Source organism: Paenibacillus xinjiangensis (assembly GCF_059686975.1).
Map to the genome: position 1 here is coordinate 26,553 of NZ_JCAALS010000024.1, position 23,564 is coordinate 50,116.

A 23,564-nucleotide genomic window follows, 5' to 3' on the forward strand; every position below is an offset into this window, starting at 1 on the left:
TCTTTTTAGTTTAATGTCATAAACGAACCTCAAAGTACACTAGTTTTTGCAGTATAGAGATAGATGAAATAGCAACCTACTCTTTATTCTACGCTTTCAAAATAATTGTATAATTTATCTGAAAATATTATAATGATGAAAGCGAACTCAGTTTATATCATAAACGAACTTATGAATTTATAGAATTGTAGTTGAGGTGTAATATGGATGTGATAAGTTTATATGAAGAGTTAAATAGGCTGGATGAAATTGAGCTTGCTGCGATTACCACGAATAATTTCAATTTTAAAAAATATGCAGAAGAACAAGGCGGTGTTGGTATAAGTCTTAGTTTTGTTCAAGCTGTTTTTTTTATGAAATCACACGAGAAAATTACTTTTAATAAACATCCTCGTTTTATTGAAGTAGATGATCATAAGCATGATTTTCTGGAGCTTACTTATGCATATAAAGGGGACTTTACACAAGTAATAAATGGGAAGCGTATCCTTATGCAGGAGGGGGATATTACTGTCCTTGACAGAAATATTATTCATAGAATTGAACCGGTTTCTAAAGACTCACTTGTCATTAACATTATTATGAAGGAAGACTATTTCAATGAACAATTGTTAATGCGCTTGTCCGAGAATAATCTTTTTTCGGAATTTATCATATCTGCTCTCTATAAAACAAGCTTGAAGGGGAACTATCTTTATTTTTCACCGGGTATGAATATAAGAATTAAAAATTATATTGAATCTATTATTTGGGAAATTAAGTATCCACAGTTAGGCTCTCAAGAGTTCATTAACTGCAACACAATCATGCTTTTTACTGAATTGATGAGAACAATGAAGGACGAATCCTCTCTGACTTTTGAAGAGAAGAATCCACATGGGAAGACCTCTGTATCTGTATTTGCACTTCTTCAGTTTATTAACGAACATTTTATGGAAATAAGTCTTGAGCAGACGGCTGAAAAGTTTCATATTCATCCAAGATACTTATCGAGACTCTTGAAAAAATATACCGGTAAAGGATATATGGAAATTATACTAGACCTTCGATTGGAAAAAGCGGCCTTTCTTCTTCAAAATACGCAGCTAACTATAATTGAAATTGGTGAAAAGTGCGGGTTTTCTAATATGAATCACTTTTATAATCATTTTAAGAAAACCTATAATAAAACACCAAAAGAATTTCGAAAAGCCTAAAAATCCTATTGTATTTATTTTCAGGCAGGTCACTTGGGACCAATCAAAATATCATAAGCGCACAAATAAGAAAAATATTAAGAAATTTTTTTTTAGAAATCCATAGTTAAATGTGATATAACATTCAAACGGAGATTGGGTCTTTCCAAGCCCTTTTTTTATCTGAACTTTATTCAACTAAACTGCCACGTTCGTAACGGATCGTTACCAGTCTAAGTCTAAAACTTTATTTCCCGAGTCTAACATGGAATAAAACGAAGCCCGCAGACCGTAGTTAGCGGGCTTAAATTCAGTTAAATTATGTATCAATTTGAAGTATGTTCAGGATGAGCGATGAATTGTATTTACTCTGTTCTAACTCACTAAGAGTTCCTTGTGACACGCCAATGCACTGTGAAAATTTTATTTGGTTCAACTGATTAGACTTTTTAATATTCCTAATTCGCTCACCTAACATGGGTAACAGCCCCTTCTTCACAAAAAAATCCCGTTGATTATACAGCATCATCGGGATTTTTCTAGGAGTTCCACAGTTTTATACTGGTTCCAGACTTTCTTTACTGGTTCCACACATTTTTATCACCAGACAGATTAAAGCCACTTCCGTGCCTGCGTCTTCTCGCACTTTCATATCGACCCAGCCGGCGATATTTTACCCGAAGTCCAGTACCGTTTCCCCACTCGGGGTCCACAACACTTCCGGAATAAATCTTTCTTTCTGTCTTACCGGCAAACTTCGGGTACCGATCAAGTTGTCGATTCCCCCATCTGTGACCTGAACGGGTTCCCAAGAAAAATCGTCATAACCGGGTTGATCCCATCCATCAATGGCCATTCTGGCGTCGTAAAGATCCCCCTACTTAATGTCCGATTTCTGCAGAGGACCCTGGGACGTCTTAAAAGAGTCGTCGCTTCCGATAATCTCGCGGATTCCGTCATCGTAATCCAGCATTAGCTGCCCCAGAAAGGCAACCTTATATCCAAAATTGTTTTTCAGACTTACGCCTCCGGTAGATCCTCTCCACCAGCCGTCCCCAAGAATAACGCCAAGCGCATTGGATCCTTCTTGCAGAACCAAATACTCAGTCCTCAAAAAAATGGCTTCCAACATGTAAGATCCCTCCCGAAACTAAGCTTTATATACCCCCTTCTTATTACCCTGAACTCTAATAATGCTTTGACTTGTCTGGAAGTCCGCGAAATTCCAGACCTGCTCGCCGATGAAATGCTCGAATTCGTCGAAAACCTCGTGATTCGCACGATAAAACTCCGCTTGGTACTCTTCCGTGAACATGACGGGATCGATGTCGTGAAGTCCTGCGATGGTATCCGTACCGTACTCCGTCATCCTGATTGGTTTCCCTGGGCAGCGCTTGCCCCAACCGTTTAATTTGGCCCGAAGCGCCATCTTTGCGGAGTCGAAATCGCCGGCGAACGCGTACCAGCCGTAGTAGCGGTTAATGCAAATGACATCGATCAACTCCGCTACTTTGTCGCGGTCGGGAGTAGCCGCAATATGTGTGATGATCGTGACGGGTCTTTTTTGCGGATCGATTGCTTTCGCCAGTTCCACGAGCGGCTGGAAGTACTCCGTCGCTCCTTCTTCTTCGGAAGCCGGCTCATTCGCGATACACCACATGACGACGCTGGGATGGTTCTTGTCGCGGGCGATGAGCTCTCGCACCGCTTCTTGATGAACCACTTGCGTCTTTAGAATTTCCCAAGTATTTCGCTTCGGTCCGCTATGCGCCACCACGATAAAATTGAGATGCAGGGCCTACGGCAGGCGTTTCGTCAATGACGACGATTCCCTCTTGATCTGCCAGTCGCATCACTTCCTCGGAATACGGGTAATGCGCCGTTCGGAAAGAGTTGGCTCCTATCCACTTCATCAATTGGATATCCAACACATTGGCAGCTTCGTTCAGGCCTCTGCCATTGGTAGGCGTATCTTCGTGCTTGCCGAAGCCTTTAAAGTAGAAAGGCTTGCTATTAATCAGGGATTTACCGTCCTTCACTTACACCGTTCGGATGCCGAATGGCTGTTCATACACGTCAACAACTTGTCCATCTTGAATGAGCTGTAGTTTCAGATGATACAGATAGTCTTTGAGCGGCTCCCACAGCCTCGCGTTCTCGATCTGGAACGTGCCGGACAATCCTTGGCAGACGCCAACCGCAACTCCAGTATGATCGACGATTTCAGCCTTTACTTCCGCTTCGCCTTCGATCAACGCATCGAAACGAACAATCCCCGTTGACCCGCTGAGATCCGTTACAATCGTTACATCCTTGATATAGCTTCGAGGCGTCGTGTAAATTTCGACCGGTCGATGGAGGCCGGCATAGTTAAAGAAGTCAAAGTAAGGACTGTTTTTGACGACTTTGCCTACCCCGAGAACCTCCGTCTCACTATAACTGCCCATCGGAAGCGTCGTCTCGTCGACGATATTGTTCACGGCAACAGTCAGACGGTTTTTTCCTGTAATCAAGAAATCGTTGATTTCAGCCTCGAACGGCGTAAACCCGCCTGTATGTTCAGTGACAAGCTTCCCGTTCACATAAACCTTTGCGAGATGCGTGGCGGAACAAAAGCGCAGCATGATACATTCCGAAAGGAGCAAATTCGGTATCATAAAGTCTCGTTCGTACCAAACCCATCCTACATGATTGCGAATATCGGCCGTAACCCCAACGTCGTTGAAAGAACCGGGTACGGACATCGCAATCGGATCGGTAAGTGCCGTCTTATACCACTCTTCTTGAAACACGTCTCCCGAGTCTAGTTTAAAATTCCAGATGCCGCTTAAGCCGATGAGGCTCCGGGTTTCCGTTACGATTGGATATAACATTATTCTTTCGGCCCCTTTTTTACGAGATAATAATTCCTATTATCATCGTAATCGAACATCACCGGTGGTACTAACGCTTTGTCGACTTTCGGAGAGTAATACTTTGACGACTTCTTCAACGAAAAAAAACAAAGAGGCGGCTTCCCTCTTTGTTTTTAGCTTACTCCGTATTTACATAACGCTCGCGATAAGCTCTACGACTGAAGTCCGATAGGCAAACTCGTTAAAGACTGACCTGCAATCGACTCGGTTAAATGCTCGCCTACGTCGAACGCCTCCACCCGATGAATGCCGGCGAACCTTTTAACAAACGACGTTATAGCCATGTTCGCTTCCATCCGGGCGAGCGGTGCTCCCAAACAGAAATGAGGACCGGCTCCGAATGCCAGATGACGTTGATTGCCCGAGCGATGGATATCGAAGATATCGGCGTTCGCAAATTGGGATTCGTCCCGGTTCGCCGCACCGATCCATACCACGATAGCTTGCCCCTCCTTCATCTGGGGACCGAAGACATTCGTATCTTGTGCCACCCTCCGATCCATCGAAGCGGGGAAGCGGAAACGAAGCACTTCCTCGACTACATTGGGAACCAAGGACAAATCGGCTTTAAGTTCTTGATAGACGTTCGGCCCGTCGTAAAGCATGGAATAGAAAATATTGGAGAGCAGCGTGGTCGTCGTTTCGTTGCCCGCGCCAAGCAGGCCGATGGCCGACATCACCACTTCTTCATCCGTTAATCGTTCGCCTTCGAGTTCGGCCTTGGTTAAGTCGGATATGATGTCATCTTCCGGGTGCTGCCGTTTCTTCAGAACAATGGGATACAAGTATTCCATGAACTCCTTCATGGCGATTCCCTTTCGCCTGTCGATATCGGCATAATCCTCTGTGTTATACGGAAGGAAGAGAATATCGGACCAACCTTTGATCAGATGGCGATCCTGGGAAGGAACTCCTAGCAGATCCGCAATGACGGTAACGGGCAATGGAATTGCCAGCTTCTCCACAATATCGATAGTCGGGACGCCTTCCATGTCCGCAATCAACTCGTCGACGATATCCTGGATCCGCGGCTCCCACTCTCTGAGACTGCGGGGAGTGAAGGCTTGAGAAAGAAGGGCGCGCCGTTTCCGATGCTCCGGCGGATCCACCAAATTGACGTTGCTGCGGCTTTCAAGCCGATCGGGAATCGGAATCAAGCTTCTCTTCTTTTTGTTAGAGAACAGCTCGTGGTCGAATAGCACGCGTTTAACATGGTCGTATAAGAACACGTTCCAAACATCTTGCTCGGCATCGTAATAGACGGGATTATTGTCCCTCATCTCCTTATACCAAGCATACGGTTCCCACCCAGCTTCCTTGGTGTTAAGCTTCGTGATTTCGTTCAGCAGGATCATCTGACGCTTCCCATTCATAATCGTTCCCTCCAAACCGGATTAATTTGCATGAATTACGCGTTTTAATTTTACAATCGGCCTTCCTCTCATGATGATGTTCCTAAATAAATCATTAGAGCTCGAAAAACCTCCTTCCAGACGCAGCCATTATTGGCTTTGCTATTATTATATGTTAATCTTACATAGGTTAGTTTAACATATAATTCGAATTTCCGGTATTTGCATAACGCCGTTCACAAAAAATTCACTGAAGGAGGACCCTATGTACGCGGACATCTTGATACTGGGACAGTTATTATCCGGTCCGAAGCACGGCTACGAAATCAAAAAAAACGTTCAGGAGGCGCTCGGGGATTCGTTCGAAATCAACAATAATTTATTGTATCCTGCATTGCGGCGATTTTTGGAAATGGGTGCGATAAGCAAGAAGATCGAGAAAACGGAGGGTAAACCTGACCGGCATATCTATCTGTTGACGAACGCGGGGGGAGAAATCTTTAATGAGCTCATTCGCGATTTTCCGAGAAAATCGGCTGCCAATTCATTGGATTTTATGGTGCGCGTCGCGCTGTTCGACCGATTGGACCCCAATGTGCAGCTCGAGATATTGCGTAAACGGCTGGCGGTGTTGGAGGAAGAGATAGGGCGATACCGCAAATTCGACGAAATCCATTCGGAAAACCGTTTTGCCGCGGAAGTCATTCATTTCAGCAGGACGCAAACCGAGCAGGAATGGACATGGGTGAAGAAGTTGATATTGATCGTCCATTCAGCGGCCTCGGCTTCAGAACACGAAGAGACATCCTTCTAACCAATCAATCCCCTCTATGCAAACCATGCAGGAAGCACGCTATCGTTTACATGGAGGGGATATTAATACTGAACGATGTCTCTACCTTACTTCTTTTTCAGAACCGCTTAAAGTGCTTCAGCCTTCGTTTCAGGACTACACTTTATTTATGATGGTGAGTTCTTTATTAATGGCGAATATGAGCTTGTCAGGGAAATTTTCCGGCGCCATACCTGCCAACATGTCAATCGTAAATCCTTGCATCATGGGGTATTGCGGCATGTCCCTGAAACTTTCTCCGAAATACTTATTCAGGACGATTTCCGCATCTTTATTTTCAAACAGCTCTTTAAACGTGCAACGGGTGGAATACACATCGTCTGTAATCTGTAATTCCGCTAACTCTTCCGTGCTCGTATCGGGCAGTTCGAACCAGTTGTTAACTTCTTCGCGTTTATCCGCAACCGGCGGTGCCTCATAACTTGCATTCGATTCTTCTGCCTTATTAAACCATGCAAGATCTTGATAGGTTACAAGATTTTCACTTGCCACTGCACGGATTTCATTCATGCCCTCTGCCAGGACAACTTTCTCGAAGACAAAAACTTTCTCTTCACTGGATATAGATTGCAGCTCTTCGCCATTCAAATAAAGCGTAACCTTATTGCAATTCGAATAGACTTTAACTTGAATGCTGTCCTCGGCCCGATCCACAAAGCGCTTGCTAGTAATATGGACAAATTTTTCTTTGGACCAATGCGCTTTGTACATATAGAAAGCATCCTTCTTAATCTTTCTATCGTAGGTGACGAGCCCTTTATTGTTTCTTCCTTTGACTCCGCCTTCGTCTCTGATATTGGCTCCAAAATCGAACATATTCCATACATACGTTGCCCAAAGGAACGGCTTTTTCTCAAAAATTTTCCAAGCGACTTCATGATACAGCGCGTGATATTCTTCGGTGTAGTCTTTCACCTTCGGCTCAGCGCTGTGGTATTGCACAATCCCTTCTACGCCGTATTCGGAAATACATAGCGGTCTGTCGGGATTGATCTCATGGAACTTGTCAATCCAAGGATCGAAATCTTCTGTCTTGCCGTGATACCAGCCGTAATACTTATTGTATCCAACCACGTCCGTCATGCGGTTGAATTCGTCTTTCTCGTCGACGAATAGAACGTTGGCCATCGTCGTCAGTCTGGTAGGATCTTCTTTTTTGGTCAATTCGTTTAACTCTTTAACGAGTTTTCTAACCTCCGGACGTTCTCCGCCGATTTGAATTTCATTCTGCAGCCCCCAGAATATGATCGAAGGGTGATTGAAATTCTGTTTGATCAATTCCAGCATCTGCTGCTTGGCATTGATCCCTTCCACTTCGTTCTTCGACATGATCGAAATGAAAGGAATCTCCGCCCATACCACCATGCCTTCTTTGTCGCACAAATCGTAAAAAGTTTGGCTGTGCTGGTAATGGGCGAGTCGAAGCGAAGTCGCTCCAATTTCTTTGATCAATGCCATATCTTCGACTTGCTCTTGTTCCGTTATGGCCCAGCCCATATCTTTTCTGTCCTGGTGTCTCGATACGCCGCATAACGGCAAATGCTCGCCGTTCAAGAAGAAACCTTTCTCAGAGTCGACATGAAAGTACCTAACGCCGAACGGAATCGCAATTTCATCCACCGTGTCGTTAAAGCTAGTCATGGATACGGTAGCTTGATACATATAAGGATTATTTCTTCCGTTCCAGAGAATCGGATTATCGATGACGCATGCCAGCGTTTCCGTTCTTGACTCGCCTGCGGCCAAGACGACTTCCTTGGCGGCATAAGTTACGGAACCGCCATCGGCATCCGCAATATCTGCCCAAAGCCTGACTTTTTTCTCCTCGTCGCTGCCATTTACCAATCTGGATTCGATTTTGAGATTGGCCTTTTCTTTCGACACCTGTTCCTGTACGATATAAACGCCGCTCGAACCGTAATCCATTGCGTCGAAATGAACCGGATTCGTTACAAGGATGTTCACATCGCGGTATATACCGCCATAGAAAGTAAAATCCGCTTTCTGAGGATAGACGTCGTCCACGACCGTATTATCCACCTTAACGGCGATCACGTTCTTCGATCCGAAGGCAACGTCAGCTGTAATGTCAAACCTGAAGGTGGAGTAACCGCCTTTGTGCTGACCCGCATGCCGACCGTTCACATAGACATCGGTAATGCTATTAGAACCGTTGAATTCGATAAACACTTTCCTTCCCTCATCGGAAGAATCAAAGGCGAGCTCTTTTCTGTACCAGCAAGCGCCTTGGTAATATTCATACCCGTTCGCCCCATCCAACGCATTCCAGGTGTGTGGGAGACGAACCTCGCTCCAATGGTCGTCTTGGTAAGTTACAGCTTCGGCCAGCTCTTCGTTTTTACGTATAAAACGCCATGCATCGTTCATTCGGATGATCTTTCTCATTCTATTCGCTCCTTCAGAGACTCTGTCTCAATAATAGGTGTTCCTCTAAAAAATCCCCTTAACGAAGACAGGAGCGAATTCCGCGCCTGCCTTCGTTAAGGGGAACGATGTTCTTCGTTTAATATGCCGTCCAGCCCGCATCCGCGGTAACCGTCGTGCCGTTGACAAAGCTGGAATCGTCGGAGGCAAGGAACAACGCAACCTTCGCGATGTCTTCCGGTTGGCCTATGCCGGGGTTAATGCCCATGCCGATCTGCGCGCGTTCCGCGCCGAACGGATTCGGTGCTGTTATGGTCATCGCGATATTCGTTGCGACCCCGCCCGGTGCGATCGCATTGCAGCGTATGCCTTGCGTCGCATATTGGAAGCCTACATTCTTCGTGAATCCGACAACGGCGTGCTTCGAAGCGGTATAGGCAGCCCCCGCCCTGGAACCGAACAAGCCGCCGGCCGAAGCGATATTCACGATGACGCCTTTCTTCTGCCCGATGAAGATAGGAAGGACCTTCCGCGTCGTCCGCATCGGACCGGTCGTGTTCACGGCGAACACCTTGTTCCATAACTCGTCCGTCAAGTCCCCCGCAGGAACGAAATTGTCCATGATGCCGGCATTGTTGACGAGAATGTCCACAGTACCGTACGTTTGAAGCGCGGTGTCGATCAAGCGTTGAACGTCTTCTTCTTCTGCGACATTGGTTGCCGCTGCGATAGCCGTTCCCCCTCTTGCCTCGATTCCCTCGGCCACCTTGTCAGCGTTATCGGCATTCAGATCGGAAACGACCACTTTCGCACCTTCTTCGGCGAAGAGCTCCGCGATTGCTTTGCCCATCCCCGATGCTGCTCCCGTGACGATTGCTACTTTACCCTTAAGTTTCATCTATTCAACCTCCTTAGTTCCGACTCTTCGTAATATCCGGCTCTTCTATTTATTCTTCGATAGCAGCTAAATCGGAAACGATGGATGCCAGTACTTCCGAAGAGACATTCGCTTGCGGAAATGCTGCCAATTGACTGAGCGCAAACCCGCCAGCCATTCCGGTCATTGGGTTGGTCGAAAATCCCGGGAGATGTTTGTCCAGCACGGCTTTCGCTGCAGCGTTCCCCAGCAAGTCTCCCACTTTGGAATTTTGATCGAATTTCATTGTCGTATTCACCTCCTTAAGTCCTGCGGTAGTATGCTTGCTAAGTATAATCATATCCATTTGCCCCAAGCTGGACTAACGGTTAGACGACATCTCGAATAACACTTTCACGACTTCATTCGTCTTTATTGGTACCCGAACAATTTGATTTTCAGCAACGTAGGCTTCTCATACCGCATGATCGCGACCTCGTCCCCATTCAGCCTCCGGATCATTTTCCAAGTTCCTTGTTCAAAACGTCCTTCTTCCAAAGATAAGATATCCACATTGGGCTTTGTCGGGTTTGCGGAGAACGGTATGACGAGACAGCCGTTTGCAATGATATAGAACTTGTCCGACGCCTCTTTCAGTACAAGGCATACCCCGTCTTTACGAGTCAAAATAGGCAGATTCATGAGTGCTTTGAATCCATATTCCCCGAACACCATCATGTCCTGTTCTGGACGCTCGATGATTGCTGCCTGCAAATCCGGCGTGCCGTATTTTTCCGTCAATAACGGCATCATACTGTTAAGTGTTTTGTTATACCATGCGTATTCCTCTACATTTTGCGGCGTTTTCAACATGGGGTCGGTGGTATCCATGCCGAAGAGATAGCTGTCGATGGCCGTAAACGGCTCTCCCAAGTCCTCAAATGCAAACGGAGCAAATCCCAACGCATGATAATGCCCCACCACATAAACCAGCCTCGGGCCTGCGTAGCTATGGGTCGCCGTCTCCGGAATAAAGAGAGGATTGTCCATCTTGACGTACTCGTCGCACACGTCGCAGAAATTTTGAACATAAATATCCGGTGCGATCACATCCACATTTGGTGCGCAGTATTTCCACACTTCCATCACCCGGGCTACCGGCCCGCCGCTCGGATACTTCCCGGCCTTCTCGCCTTTGTCCAACCAGCAGTTGGCCATCATAGGCAGGGGATAAACCTCCTTGCCGGCGGCTGCAACTTTTTCTATATAGCTTGAAACGTGATACGCACTGAATACTTCTTCCGCCGCATCTCCGAATACCGCCTTCCAATTGCCGCCCTTCGAGCCATTCTCGACGGCCTGGCGAACATCCGCGGCCATGGTCCCGATTTGCTTATTCATATAATCGACGAACGGCTGCGGAACATTCGCTTCAAACAGGGCATCGGCCGCATCGGAATGTTCTCTCGCCGCCCCTTGCAGCCCCGGTTCGTTCTCCACCTGAATCAAAATAACCGTTTGCTCTTTTTCGTCCACTTGTTTGATATGCAGCATCAATTCCCGAAACGCTTTGGCATCAGCCGCATTAGTTGCTTCGCAAAGATAGGACAGTGTCGTATAGGACATACCATGGAAATCTTTTAAGTTGGTCTTCTTCTTGCCTTTCTCGACTTCTGCTCTTTGGAAGCGTTCCAAATCCGTCTTGACCCACGAAGGCGCATAATAGCACTGCGCGTTTTTCCAGGCGCCAAACCACAAGAAGCCAATCCTCATATCACGCCTTCTCGCCTGCCCAATCAGCTCATCCACCAGTCTAAAATCGAATACGTCTTCTTCGGGTTCGACCATTTCCCAAGTCACGGGCAGCAATAAACTGTTCATGCCGAGCTTGACAGCCTTGTCCCAGATGGGTTCCATGTATTCGACGGAAGACGAGTTGGAATTATGGACCTCTCCCGCAAGCATAATAAATGGTCTTCCTTTATCGACTAGCAGGTGTTCTTTTCTTCGCAGCACTTGATTCAACATGTAAATCCCCCTCATAATGTATGTTAATAGTGTTTATGACTCCGCCATCCCGCGAAGAATCGCCAACAACTGTTGTTGCACTGCGGTATCTCTTGCAACACGAGGAAGAACGGCAGGTCGTCCGAACTCGAAGTACAATCCGCTCCGGCCGTCATCGGCCGGCGAGGTTGCCGCTTCGAATATGCGCTCGGCGCCTTTCTCAGGCGGGACGAAGTACCAGCGAATCAATCGGAACCATAGCGGCATCGCTCCGCTGAGAGACATCGGCGTTCGGGTTGGCCCCGGATCGGCAATCCGAAGCGTAATGCCATCCTTCGCATAATCGCCGGCCATCGCATGGAATGCCGCGGCTGTTGCCAGCTTCGTATGGGAGTAAGGCTGGAACCTCCTGAATTTATCGGGCTTGCGCAGTCCTTGAGGGTCGAAATTACGCGCCATCCTCATCCCGCTTGAACCAACGGCGACGACGATGGCATTGTTCGCGGAAGCTAATTGCGGCCTGAGCAGCTCGGTCAACAAATACGGGGCGAAAGTATTCACCTCGTAATGGAGATCGTTGCCTTGAACGGATAGCTCTAGTCGCTCCGTTACGACACCTGCATTATGGATGAGGAGATCGATAAAATCATGAGTTCTCGCTACCTGCTCGGCGGCCCGCCGTATGTCCTGATGATTCGATAAATCGGCTTGAATCGATTGCACGGTTACGGAGGGAGCGAAGGCTTGAAGATCACGCAGCTGCTGGCTCGTTCGATCGAAGCTCCTGTTAATGACAACCAGGTCATAGCCGTCGCCGGCGAGCCGCTTGCTCAGTTCGGTTCCGATGCCTGAATAAGAAGCCGTTAGAACAGCGACCGGGCGTCTTGCGCTTAGATTGTCATTCATGTTTTTATCCATCCCCTTTCGCACTTTGTTTCATCATATCTTCTTGGCCTTGGTTGGACTAACGGTTAGACGACATGCTGAATAACACTTTCACGACTAAAAAAAGAAGCTGCCGCATTGTGCGACAACCTCTTCCTCCGTTTAACCAGACTGGTTACGAAATTCCGTCGGCCCTGTTCCCACATACTTTTTGAATATTTTTGCAAAGTGGGAGAAGTTCGTGTATCCGACAGAAGAAGCAACGGCGCTGATGGACACGCTCGTTTGGAGCAGCAGTTCCTTCGCTTTGCTTATTCTTTCCAATAGGACATAATCCGAGATCGAGTATCCTGTTTCCTTTTTGAAAATTCTGGATAAATAATCGGGATTCAAAAAAACCTGTTCAGCGATCGTTTCTCTTGACAAGTCTTGATCCATGTTGAGCACAATGTACCGTTTAACGGTTAGAACGACCGTATCGTTTTCCTTGACCGCTTCCGCTTGATACATGGCTTTGTTGACGGCATGATGAACCCAGGCAATCATATCGGTAACGGAACGCCCCGCCAGTTCCGATAAGTGTCTTGATGGTTCATCCCCGAATAACTGGTGAGCCTGTATGCCATTCGTGTTCAGAAACGTATACAAAACCTGGATAAAGTTCTGACTGAATTGATGCAGCGTATCCGCATTTATCTCATGGTTGCTAACGAGTCTGTCGAGGTATTTCTCCACTTCGTGTTTGACGGCTTCCTTCGTTCCGGTTTTCAGCAATGAAGACACAGCGCCGAGTTCAGGCAGCTGTGCCGGGTAATCTGCTTGCTCCGTACGGTCGAGAGCCAATACTCGATTGATGTACGCAACGTTGTTCCGGTCGCGATCCCGCAGCGCCGCAACCATTCCGGCCATCTCATGCGCTTCCGCTGAACGTCCCAAATAACAGGATAAGTTGCAGTAGAAATAGCGATGGCAAGACTCCACATAGAGACCGGCGGCTTCCCTTAGCCTTTCCTCATTCCACGGGATATCCCTCTCCGACATCAAGATCACGAGCAGCAACCCTCTGTCGAGCTGAAAACAGATTCCGTTATCATGGCTTCCGATAATTATCTCTTGCGCGGAATTTTTAAGCGCGTATTCCAGAATTTTCTCGTCTCTGCTCTTCATCTCCTTGTTCCAGCGTTGGATGGAAATCAAGATCGGAAAGAAAACCGAATCTTCCGTAATCGGGATGTGATGCTGCTCGACCTGCTCCCGAATCGCGGCTTGTTGGCTGGGGATCGAATGGTGAATCAGATCGAACCAGAATCGTTCGATGATGAACGATTGATGCTTCTGCCACAATTGATGGAATTTAACGTTACGATTATTTTCGCTGTTCTTGTCAATTACGGCCTGGGCCTTTCGAATAGCGTTCTCCAGTTCCTCCGAGAGCACCGGTTTAAGCAAATAGTCAAGACTGCCGAGCGTTAGCGCTTCTTTCGCGTATTTGAAGTCGGCATGGCTCGTTAAAAAAATCGTGACTGTGTGCGGATAATGTTCCTTTACCCAGGTCAGCAATTCCAAGCCGTTCCCTTGCGGCATCTCGATATCGCATAACAGAATATCGATTCTAGTGCTTTCGAACCATTCTTTCGCCTGCCTAATATTATTGGCGGTATACAACTCCGAGATCCCGAGTTTTTGCAAATCGAGATCCGCTTTTACGCCTTCGATGGCATGAATTTCGTCGTCGACTATGAGTAAGTGGTCGTTCATTGTTTTTCCTCCATCAGGGGATTGATCGGGAGAATAATGAATACAGACGCGCCGCCAGTTTCCTGATCATTAGCGTAACGAATGGATACCGAATCTCCATACAACAGCTTCAGCCGTCGCTGAACGTTCCATATTCCGGTATGCTCTCCACGTTCGTTTTCGACGCTTCTGCCCGCCTGCAGTACGCGAAGCACCTCTTCACCGAACCCGCAGCCCGTATCTAGAATGCTGATTTTCACCCAGGACCCGCTGTCTTCGTCCACAAAGTCAATCCGTACGGAAATATGGACGGGTCTGTCCATCGTAACCGCGTGTTTAATCGAATTTTCGACGAACGACTGAATGATGAGGGGAGGAGTCGGCGTATCCGTCAAGTAGTCCGGGACTTCAAGTGTCCACGTCAGTTTCTCCGGAAAACGCAAGACTTGAATTCCCAAGTAGTTCCGGGTGTGCTCCAGCTCGTCTTTCAAGGGGACGAATGTCGTATTGCTTCTAAACATGTAACGGAAATAGTGTACCAATGACCGTGTCAATTTCATCGTTAATTCATAATTTTTAACCTTAGCCAAATTATAAACGATATTTAGAGAATTCAGGAAAAAGTGAGGGTTAACCTGCAGCTGCAGCCGCTGCAGCTCTTCTTTCTGTTTGTTCAACTGTTCTTCAAAAACGTTGACACGAAGCGTTTCGATTTCCGTCATCATAGAGTTGAATGACTCTCCGAGTATTCTGAATTCCTCTGAACCGCCTTTGTGCATGTCAACCCGAATGCTCCAATCCCCGCCTCGGACCTTCTTCATCGAGATAAGGACCCGGTATAAAGGCACGAGGATAGCCTGCCTGATGAAATACAACCCGATCGGGATAAAGAGCAGGGAAGAAGCGGTAATAAACCATATGATCCCTTGCAGGTAAGGAAGCCTATCCAAGATTTGGTGATCCGGTATGACGGCGACCAGCTTGAAATTGCCTCTATCGGAAGCCGAATCGACGATTAAATATTTCCGGTCGGAACCGGTCAAATAATAGTCGCCTTCGCTTTGGTGCAACTGGATTCCGTTCTCGTCGACAAGCTCCGTGTCCGTAATCGGTTCTCCCAGGTCATTCGCGAGCAATACACTCCCCCCTTCTCCGATCTGAAGAGATTGGAGGGGCGCCAGCAATTGGTCGGTTCTCACTAAGCCGCCCAAATACACGCTGCCTGATCGGACGATGTCGATAAGATAATCGTTTTGCCCAATCCGGGCGTAAAGCCATCTTTGCGTCGAGTTACTCGGAACAATGCTGGGGGATCGGATAAGATCGGAGACATATTGTTGGATGAGATCCTTTTCCTCAAACGTTAAATTCTGCGTCTTATTCACATCCATAAAGTCTAGCCGTTTTTCCGCATAAACAAAAAAAGAACTTAAGGAATCGTACAAAGCAATATCCTTATTCAATTTGTTAAACAAATACACCTTCGAACTGTAATAATCCCCATCCGACTCGGCCCGATCAAGAGAAACCAAATCAATACCCGATAACATGGAGTTCAAATAGGCATCAACATCATTTAATCCGGAATCGATCTGGTTCATGTATAGAGTCAGCATGTTTTTATACGAATCCGCGACCTGTTCTCGAACGACATCAATGGCATAAAAGTTGTTATATAACAGCATACTCAACAGCGGTCCCGTCATGATCAGTACGCTTATGATCAATTTGAACTTCAGGGAACCTCGTTGCCGCAACAATCCGGGTATCTTCATGCTCCTAGCTCCTTAATCGGTTTCCTCCATCATATACGAAATGAAAGTCCAAGCGCCACAACCCTCTTGTGCCGGGTTGCGGCGTATGGACTTCATTTGCGATCAGCTTACCCTTTTACGGCACCGACCATGATTCCTTTAATGAAATACTTCTGAAAGAACGGATAGGCAACCAGGATCGGCAACACTCCGATTACCGCAATGGCCATCTTAACCGAGTCGGTCGGCATCTGCTGCATGGCCTCGCCCGCGTTAGAGCTTAAATTGGTGGTAATAAACTGAATATCTTGCATAATTCGATTAAGCAGATTTTGGACGCTGAACAGCTCAGGGTTAGTGATGTAAATCATCCCGTTCTGCCAGTCATTCCAGTACATGATGCACGTAAACAAGCCGATTGTCGCGATGACGGGCGTTGACAGCGGCAGCACGACGGACCAAAGCGTCCGGTACTCGTTTGCTCCATCCAGCTGCGCCGATTCGATTAACGCCGGCGGCACGGTCGTCTGGAAGAACGTTCGCATCATCATAATATAGAAACCATTCGTGAGCAGTCCCGGTACGATAAGCGCCCAAATCGAGTTCTTAAAATCGAGCAATTGTGCGTACACTAGGTACGAGGGGACGAGCCCCCCATGGAACAGCATGGTAAAGAAGATAATGAACATAAGCAGATTTCGGTGCGGCGTTTCTCTTCTGGATAGCGGATAAGCCAGCAATATCGTAATGGCCAACCCGGCCGCAGTACCGACGACCGTAACAAATACCGTTACCCCGTAAGCTCTGGCGATGTCTGAGCCTCTGTTCAACAAATATTCGTAAGCCGACGTACTGAACACTTGAGGAATGAAAGAATAACCGTGAGCTGTAATCGCATTCTGATCCGTCAAGGATGCCGAAATGAGCAGCAAGAACGGAATGAGACAAAGCGCAGCGAATAGAAACATCGAAATATGGCTAAACCAGGTTAGAAATCTGTCTTCGTTTTTCATATCAGGACCTCCTTAGAACAGTGCATTATCTTTGTTTGAACGCCTTACTACAAGATTTGCCACGATGACGAGGATAAAGCCGACGATAGATTGATAGACGCCTGCCGCTGTGGACATACCGATGTCGCCTGAGCCCATCAGTCCTCTGAAGACATAAGTGTCGATCGTGGAAGTTGTTTCGAACAGTGCCCCGGAGTTCATCGGAACCTGATAGAACAACCCGAAGTCAGAGTAGAAAATTCTTCCGATATTTAGCAGCGTCAACATGGTGATGACCGGTACAATAATCGGCAGCGTGATGTGACGAATTTGCTGCCAACGGGTAGCGCCGTCAAGTCTAGCCGCCTCGTAATATTCTTCTTCAATGCCAAGCAGTGCTGCGAAGTATACGATACTGGAATACCCGACACTCTTCCAGAAATGGACCAAAGTCAGAATCCAAGGCCAATACTTCGTTTCCGTATACCACGAAATCCCCTCCTCGATGCCGAGCCATGGCAGCACCGTCTTGTTAAGGAACCCCGTGTCCGGGCTTAAGAAAGCGAATCCGAGATAACCGACGATAACCATGGAGATCAGATGCGGCAGCGTGATGATGCTTTGGTACGCCTTCACCAGCACCTTGCTTTTGATTTCGTTCAGCAGAATCGCAGCGGCCAACGAAAGCACAGTTCCTAGAATAATGAACACAAGGTTGTAGAGAATCGTATTGCGCGTGATGATATACGCATCGGTAGTCTTGAATAAGTACTCGAAGTTGGCGAATCCAACCCAATCACTCTGCAGAATACCTTTGGCAAAGTTCACGTCCTTAAATGCGATGACGATCCCTAGCATTGGGAGATAGTTGTTGATCAAAATGTAAAGAAGACCTGGAATCATCATAATCAGAAGCGGCGCATATTTCCGATATTGGGTTTTCCTTTTCAATGGTTTCTTTGCGGCTTGCCTAGCATTTACCGAGGAGGCTTGTGCCATAGTCGTTCCCCTTCCTGTTCATCTGTTTTCTATTTCTGACTATCCTTATCATAAGGGATGACCGCATGGCCAACTAACGGAATGACGACTTTTTCGATAACGGTTTGACGACTTCTCCCCGCTTAATTTTGAAGCCGGATCCTCTCTAAGGATCCGGCTTCAACCGCTCTTATATTGAATTATCCCTTGCGATGCTTCCGAGATGATACGCACTCGGTTTCGGCTTACGTTCTTGCGTTGAACGGTCCACTTCGATCAATCCGAACGTCTTCGAGTAACCGAGCTGCCATTCGAAGTTATCGAGCAGAGACCAGTGCATATAACCAATGACTCGAATTCCGTCCGAGATACAAGCTTGTACGCCTTTCAACGCTTGATCGATAAATGCAATGCGGCGCTCGTCGTTGTCCGTCCCGATCCCGTTTTCTGTGATCATAATCGGCTGTTTCAGATGCTTGGAGACGAAACGAACGGCTCCCCCAAGCGCTTCCGGATAATACTCGTTCCCCATCTGGGTCTTCTCGGCATCTGCGGGAACCGGCAGAAGACCATCCGGCCCGTATACCATACGGGTATAATTTTGCAAACCGAAGAAATCGTCGTCTTCTAGATACGGAAGAAACTGCAGGAATTCTTCATGATAAGCTTCAGCAGCCAGCTCTTCTCCGCCTGCGATCGATTGAATGTCATACAGCGACAAAGACAGTCCAATCCGAGTATTCGGACTCACCTGACGAATCGCGCTTCTCGCCTCCGTATGCGACTTGAAGATAACTTCCAGCCCTTTATCCGTACGAGCACCGAGGAAAGAGTGCACCTCTTGCGGATGGACGCCGAATGCTTGCCCCAGTGCCATGAAATACTTCTGCATCTGGCTCATATTATCCGTATTAATTCCGACCTGCGCTTGGCCTCCTCCGGCTTGATGCCGCTTTATGATTTTCGTAATTCCAATGGAGATATTCGCTTCATTGATCGTGCAAACAAAAGGAATCAATTCGCCTAATTCCTTCATGACATGGGCACTATAACGGGCAAAACGGGCAGGCGTCTCCGCCGATTCCCATCCGCCCGCGCGAATGAGCCATTGCGGCGTTGTGAAATGGTGCAAGGTGACAATCGGCGTTACATTCGAGCTTTTGCAAGCCAACAATACGCCCCGATAATGCTCAATGGCTGCCGGATCGAAACGCCCTTCTTCCGGCTCAATCCTCGCCCATTCGATGGAGAACCTGTACGAATTCAATCCGAACGAGGAGAGCAGCGCAATGTCTTCCTTGAACAGCCGATAGTGGTCTACGGCGCTGCCCGAACGCTCCTTAAAAATCGATCCCTCCAAATTTTCCATGAGCCAGAAATCGGAGTGGGTATTATTTCCTTCCACCTGGTGGGCGGCCGTCGAGGCCCCCCAATAGAAATCGTCGGGAAAACGACTTATCATATTGAATTGCTCCTCTCAAGTTTTGTCTATACTCTCTCATTCATTCTATTCAATTCCCGTAGGGCCAACTAACGTCATCGCGACTAATCCGCTAACGTTTTCACGACTTCTTAAGCCGAGACGTCATTCCGGCAAAAAAATTCCCGCTCCGTGAAGAGAGGGAATCGACGTTACTCGCTAAGATAATGCCATGATCGTGAAAAAGTCCATCGGTTTATCTTCCAAAGGGACATAATCGAAATAGTCGAAATGAGCCGGTTCATGAGCGCTTGTCCCATTCCCGGTCGCATACATCGCGAAGAACACCCCTGTAAATCCGCCCGCGACTTCCTTGGAGAGGAAAGCCGTCTCGCCCTTGCCTATTACAACGGGTTCCTTACCGGGAGCAGCGTACGTAAACGTATACAACACTTCGTTCGCTTGTATGCCGAGAATGACCGTCGGTTCGGAGTAATCCACTTCCGCTTCGAGCAGCGACATGCTTCCGACACGGCGCCTTAGGATAAGCTTAGGCTTACCGCCCTTGATCGTTTTGGCAACTTCGTAATGGAATTTTTCGTTCATGAATACGGTTAGTCCGGCCTCTTCGCCTTCCTCCGACGGTTGAAACTCTATCAGGGTCTTGATCTCGCAATTTTTATGCTGCTGTCTGCGGCCGACGAACGTCGGCGACTCTTTGTCGTTCAAGGTGCAAGCCTGCCCCCTGAGCGTCAACCATCCTGCCCGGTCTGTCAGAGACCACGAATCCGGGACGGGGTTCCGGTAGAAATTCCAAGCCGGCTGTAGCTTGTCCGAATCAAAATCATCCCGGCTTACCCACTCAATCGGCTCTCCTAGCGACAAGCTTCCGGCATCGTGCTCAAGCTCGGCTCTGCCATGATTGCCGACAACCGGCCAACCTTCTTCGTTCCAAGTGACGGGCGCCAGATTCGTCTCACGACCCAGGATATGGCGTTTCGCGTTAGCGACCGGCCGGATGCCTAGAAACACGCACCACCAGCTGCCGTCTGCAGCTTGAACGAGATCGGCATGTCCAGTTGCCTGAATCGGCTTCGGCGTACTTCGATTGGAGAGGATCGGGTTCGCCGGATTGCTCTCGAACGGACCGTACGGGCAGCGGCTCCGCGCGATCGTTTCCATGTGTCCGTATTCCGTTCCGCCCTCAGCTACCATGAGATAATACCACCCGTTGATCCGATATAGATGCGGACCTTCGGGATGGCTTCCGCCCGTACCTTCCCATATCAACCGCCGCTCACTTAATAATGTCCCGCTTGCGATATCGATCTCCGCTTGATAAATACCTACGCTTTCCCCATAAAAGTTAGCCGTGCCCGTCAAATACACTTTGCCATCTTCATCGAAGAACAATGACGGATCTACGCCACCCCAGCCTTCAAGGTAGATCGGCTCAGACCAAGGCCCTTCCGGATGTTCTGCCCACACATAGAAGCTTTTCTGGATGGAAATGTTCGTCGTAATGACGTAGAAGCGCCCGTCGTGATAACGAATCGTTGGCGCATAAATCCCTTGAGAATATCCCGGCGGAAGCATACCCTTAAGCGGCAACTGGCTTTCTCGCGTCAACACATGCCCCAACTGACGCCAGTTCACCAAGTCCTTGCTATGGAAAATCGGAATGCCCGGAAAATAATCGAAGGAGCTCGTAACCAGATAGTAATCTTCTCCGACTCTGCAAACGCTGGGATCGGGATGGAAGCCCGGGATAACAGGATTTTTGAATGTTGCCATAGCTTATTCCCCCTATTTATTTCTTAATTATGTTCAGTTCCTTGTTAATAATGGAAAGCAGCTCAATTGGAATCCTTAATGACGATATTTTGGATATCTTTTCAATGGACATGACCGCCTTCATAGGAGCAAATTTGGGATTTTCGGCCATATCCCCGAAATATTTCACAAATACCGCATTAGCCTCCTCATTGCGGCAAAGCTCTTCTATCGTATCGAAAGTAGAATAATAACCGTCACGGAGATTGACCTCTTGAACATTGGAGAGATCAAATTTCTCGAACCAATTCACGACATGATTATTTTGTTCCTGTGCGACATACGTATAACTTTTGTCTATTTCCGTCACATAGTTAAGGATCATTTCATTGGTATAGACATTCCCGTTTCCGTCGGTACCTTCAACCCTTATTCGATTTTCTCCAATAGACAAGGAGACGGCTTGTAACACCTTGACGGGCTCACTCGTCTTGATTTCGTCAAGCAGAACATCGTTATTGTAAACCTTCAGGCTGGACAGATTGGATAAAATAACGATGTCATTTCGCGCTTCATGACGATTGACGAATCGACGACCGGCTAAGTGAACGAATGGAGCTTTGGACCAGTAAGCTTTATAAAGATAGTAAGCATCCTTCTTTAATTTTCGGTCAATCGTTACGAGCCCCTTCATGTTTTTCCCTCGATTGCCGCCTTCGTTTCTGCTCGCGCTGCCGAAATCGAACATATTCCACACATATCCGCCCATAACAAATGATCGATCCTGGATGGTTTTAATGGCATTATGATGGAATACAACCTGATATTCTTCCGAATAATCTTTCACTTTCGGAGAATAAGAATGGAATCTCGGATTCGCATCCACGCCATACTCCGATACGAGAACTGGCACATGAGGTTTAATGCGGTGAAATTCATCCAGACGTTTGCCTAAACCATTCAATTCACCGTAATACCAGCCGTAATATAAGTTATAACCGACCATATTGGTTAAATCATGAATCAAATTATCGTTTTCAACCGAATAGATGTTGGCTTGAGCGGATAAACGATTGGGATCCAGTTGCTTCACCATGGCATGGAGCTGCCTGATCGTTTCATAGGTTTTCTCGTTTTCAACGGCAATCGTGATCTCGTTTTGCACGCCCCAACAATAGATCGAACAATGATTATAGGCTTGCTTAATGAGCCTTTCCAATTGTTCCTTTGCATTTCGGTTTTCCGGGTCTTCAGAAGAAGGCGTGCTGATAAACGGAATTTCAGCCCATACTAACATCCCGCTTTTATCGCACAACTTGTAAAAATAATCATCATGCTGATAATGAGCAAGACGAATGCTGTTGGCCCCCATTTCCCGGATGATGGCCATATCCTCTTCCATCTGCTCTCGTGTAACGGCGTTGCCTACGCCGGCATAATCTTGATGGCGACTGACCCCTTTAAGCTTGAGCGGCTTTCCGTTTAGAAGCACCCCTCGATCCGATGTAACTTCAACGGTCCTAAACCCGACCTCAAGGTGGCGTAAATCGTAGATTTGTCCTTCGATTGTGACGGAAATGGAGGCGGTATACAGATACGGATTGTCAACGCCATCCCACAGAACGGGATTTCCAATCGTATCCACGATGGTAAATGGTTGTGTATCCTCGACCTCAATCTCTGTGCGGGTTTCAAGTGCTAAATTTCCATCCTGATCCAGAAGTTGCACCTGAATCGTCCCTTGGACCCTTGTTGAGGACTCATTGACCATTGTCCCGCGAATCTCGAGTTCGAATGAATCATTGCTTATCTTCTTGGGAGTCAAATAGACGCCATCTCGACTAAGATCCTCTACGTCAAAGTGTACATCCTCCATCACGAGAAGCTTAACTTCTCGGTATAAACCGCCGTAAAACGTGAAGTCCGCCATTAATGGGAATACATCGGGTGAATGTCGATTATCCACGGCAACGGAAATCAGATTTTGTCCAACCTTCAAGTATGGATGCAAGGGTACTCGGAACATGGCATAACCACATCGGCTTTCCCCGGCTAGTTGGCCATTGATATAGACCTTTCCCATATTCCCCGCTGCACCAATCTCGAGGTATAATCGTTTGGCCAGCAATTCCGAAGAGATGTCCAGCTTATGTTGGTACCAGCATTGCCCCCGAAAGTATTCTTCTCGCTCCCCTTGCCCATCCGTATCATTCCAAGTATGAGGCAAAGCAACACATTCTCCCTCATGAATGGGCTCCAGTTCATAAGAGGAGTGATTGTTTGGAGTAAATATCCAATTTTCATTCAAATTGATGATCTGCAACATATTTAAATCCCTCACTTCGTTAGAGATTCGGTATCGTAATAGCATGCAGGGCCTAATGAATGACGCTTCGAGCGACGCATCGATCCGATTAATTTGCTTCAGATCGATGCGCCCAAGCGTTCCATTAAGCCCTGCGATGCCTTAGTGGTAGAACTT

At 47.3% G+C, this 23,564-nt stretch carries 15 protein-coding genes and 2 pseudogenes; 2 read left to right on the top strand and 15 right to left on the bottom strand.

The genetic code is table 11. From position 1 onward, the window contains the following. Window positions 1-203 precede the first annotated feature (203 nt). A complete protein-coding gene (locus AC6ESP_RS21605; RefSeq protein WP_497098813.1) occupies window positions 204-1,196 on the top strand; it encodes an AraC family transcriptional regulator in 993 nt (330 codons plus the stop codon). A gap of 652 nt (window positions 1,197-1,848) precedes the next feature. Here the strand turns inward: AC6ESP_RS21605 and AC6ESP_RS21610 are convergent. From AC6ESP_RS21610 to AC6ESP_RS21620, 3 genes and pseudogenes are all read right to left on the bottom strand, one after another. Continuing rightward, a pseudogene (locus AC6ESP_RS21610) lies at window positions 1,849-2,307 on the bottom strand (alpha-L-rhamnosidase N-terminal domain-containing protein). 27 nt (window positions 2,308-2,334) lie between these two features. Further along, window positions 2,335-4,048, bottom strand: a pseudogene (gene uidA / locus AC6ESP_RS21615) (beta-glucuronidase); the annotation flags it as partial. 194 nt (window positions 4,049-4,242) lie between these two features. Next, window positions 4,243-5,463 carry a cytochrome P450 gene (locus AC6ESP_RS21620; protein ID WP_497098814.1) on the bottom strand — a complete coding sequence of 407 codons (1,221 nt, stop codon included), beginning with the start codon at window positions 5,461-5,463 and terminating at the stop codon, window positions 4,243-4,245. Window positions 5,464-5,707: 244 nt separating this feature from the next. Between AC6ESP_RS21620 and AC6ESP_RS21625 the strand changes: the two genes are divergently transcribed. After that, window positions 5,708-6,256, top strand: coding sequence for a PadR family transcriptional regulator (locus tag AC6ESP_RS21625; RefSeq protein ID WP_497098815.1), 549 nt, complete (start codon window positions 5,708-5,710; stop codon window positions 6,254-6,256). 135 nt (window positions 6,257-6,391) lie between these two features. On the opposite strand, the gene AC6ESP_RS21630 is transcribed toward AC6ESP_RS21625, so the two are convergent. From AC6ESP_RS21630 to AC6ESP_RS21685, 12 genes are all read right to left on the bottom strand, one after another. Further along, window positions 6,392-8,701, bottom strand: coding sequence for a glycoside hydrolase family 2 protein (locus AC6ESP_RS21630; protein WP_497098816.1), 2,310 nt, complete (start codon window positions 8,699-8,701; stop codon window positions 6,392-6,394). A 118-nt stretch (window positions 8,702-8,819) separates the two neighbouring features. Continuing rightward, a complete protein-coding gene (locus tag AC6ESP_RS21635) occupies window positions 8,820-9,578 on the bottom strand; it encodes an SDR family oxidoreductase (protein WP_497098817.1) in 759 nt (252 codons plus the stop codon). Between the two features lie 49 nt (window positions 9,579-9,627). Further along, window positions 9,628-9,843, bottom strand: a complete 216-nt coding sequence (locus AC6ESP_RS21640) for a hypothetical protein (RefSeq protein ID WP_497098818.1) — start codon at window positions 9,841-9,843, stop codon at window positions 9,628-9,630. 125 nt (window positions 9,844-9,968) lie between these two features. Next, window positions 9,969-11,564, bottom strand: a complete 1,596-nt coding sequence (locus tag AC6ESP_RS21645) for a GH35 family beta-galactosidase (protein ID WP_497098819.1) — start codon at window positions 11,562-11,564, stop codon at window positions 9,969-9,971. 33 nt (window positions 11,565-11,597) lie between these two features. After that, window positions 11,598-12,449, bottom strand: a complete 852-nt coding sequence (locus tag AC6ESP_RS21650) for an SDR family NAD(P)-dependent oxidoreductase (RefSeq protein WP_497098820.1) — start codon at window positions 12,447-12,449, stop codon at window positions 11,598-11,600. Window positions 12,450-12,590: 141 nt separating this feature from the next. Further along, entirely contained in the window at window positions 12,591-14,186 is a 1,596-nt protein-coding gene (locus AC6ESP_RS21655; protein WP_497098821.1) for a response regulator transcription factor, read from the bottom strand. After that, complete coding sequence (locus AC6ESP_RS21660; protein WP_497098822.1) at window positions 14,183-15,940, bottom strand: sensor histidine kinase; 1,758 nt, start codon at window positions 15,938-15,940, stop codon at window positions 14,183-14,185. Before AC6ESP_RS21660 ends, AC6ESP_RS21655 begins: the two co-directional genes overlap by 4 nt. Window positions 15,941-16,047: 107 nt before the next feature. Further along, a complete protein-coding gene (locus AC6ESP_RS21665) occupies window positions 16,048-16,932 on the bottom strand; it encodes a carbohydrate ABC transporter permease (RefSeq protein WP_497098823.1) in 885 nt (294 codons plus the stop codon). A 12-nt stretch (window positions 16,933-16,944) separates the two neighbouring features. Beyond that, complete coding sequence (locus tag AC6ESP_RS21670; protein WP_497098824.1) at window positions 16,945-17,910, bottom strand: ABC transporter permease; 966 nt, start codon at window positions 17,908-17,910, stop codon at window positions 16,945-16,947. Between the two features lie 169 nt (window positions 17,911-18,079). Continuing rightward, window positions 18,080-19,351, bottom strand: coding sequence for a glycoside hydrolase family 1 protein (locus AC6ESP_RS21675; protein WP_497098825.1), 1,272 nt, complete (start codon window positions 19,349-19,351; stop codon window positions 18,080-18,082). Window positions 19,352-19,528: 177 nt separating this feature from the next. Beyond that, the gene (locus AC6ESP_RS21680) at window positions 19,529-21,103 is read right to left on the bottom strand and encodes a glycoside hydrolase family 43 protein (RefSeq protein WP_497098826.1); all 1,575 of its coding nucleotides are present in this window, start codon (window positions 21,101-21,103) and stop codon (window positions 19,529-19,531) included. Window positions 21,104-21,119: 16 nt separating this feature from the next. Beyond that, on the bottom strand, window positions 21,120-23,408 hold the full coding sequence (locus AC6ESP_RS21685; protein WP_497098827.1) for a glycoside hydrolase family 2 protein: 2,289 nt from the start codon (window positions 23,406-23,408) through the stop codon (window positions 21,120-21,122). Window positions 23,409-23,564: the final 156 nt, after the last annotated feature.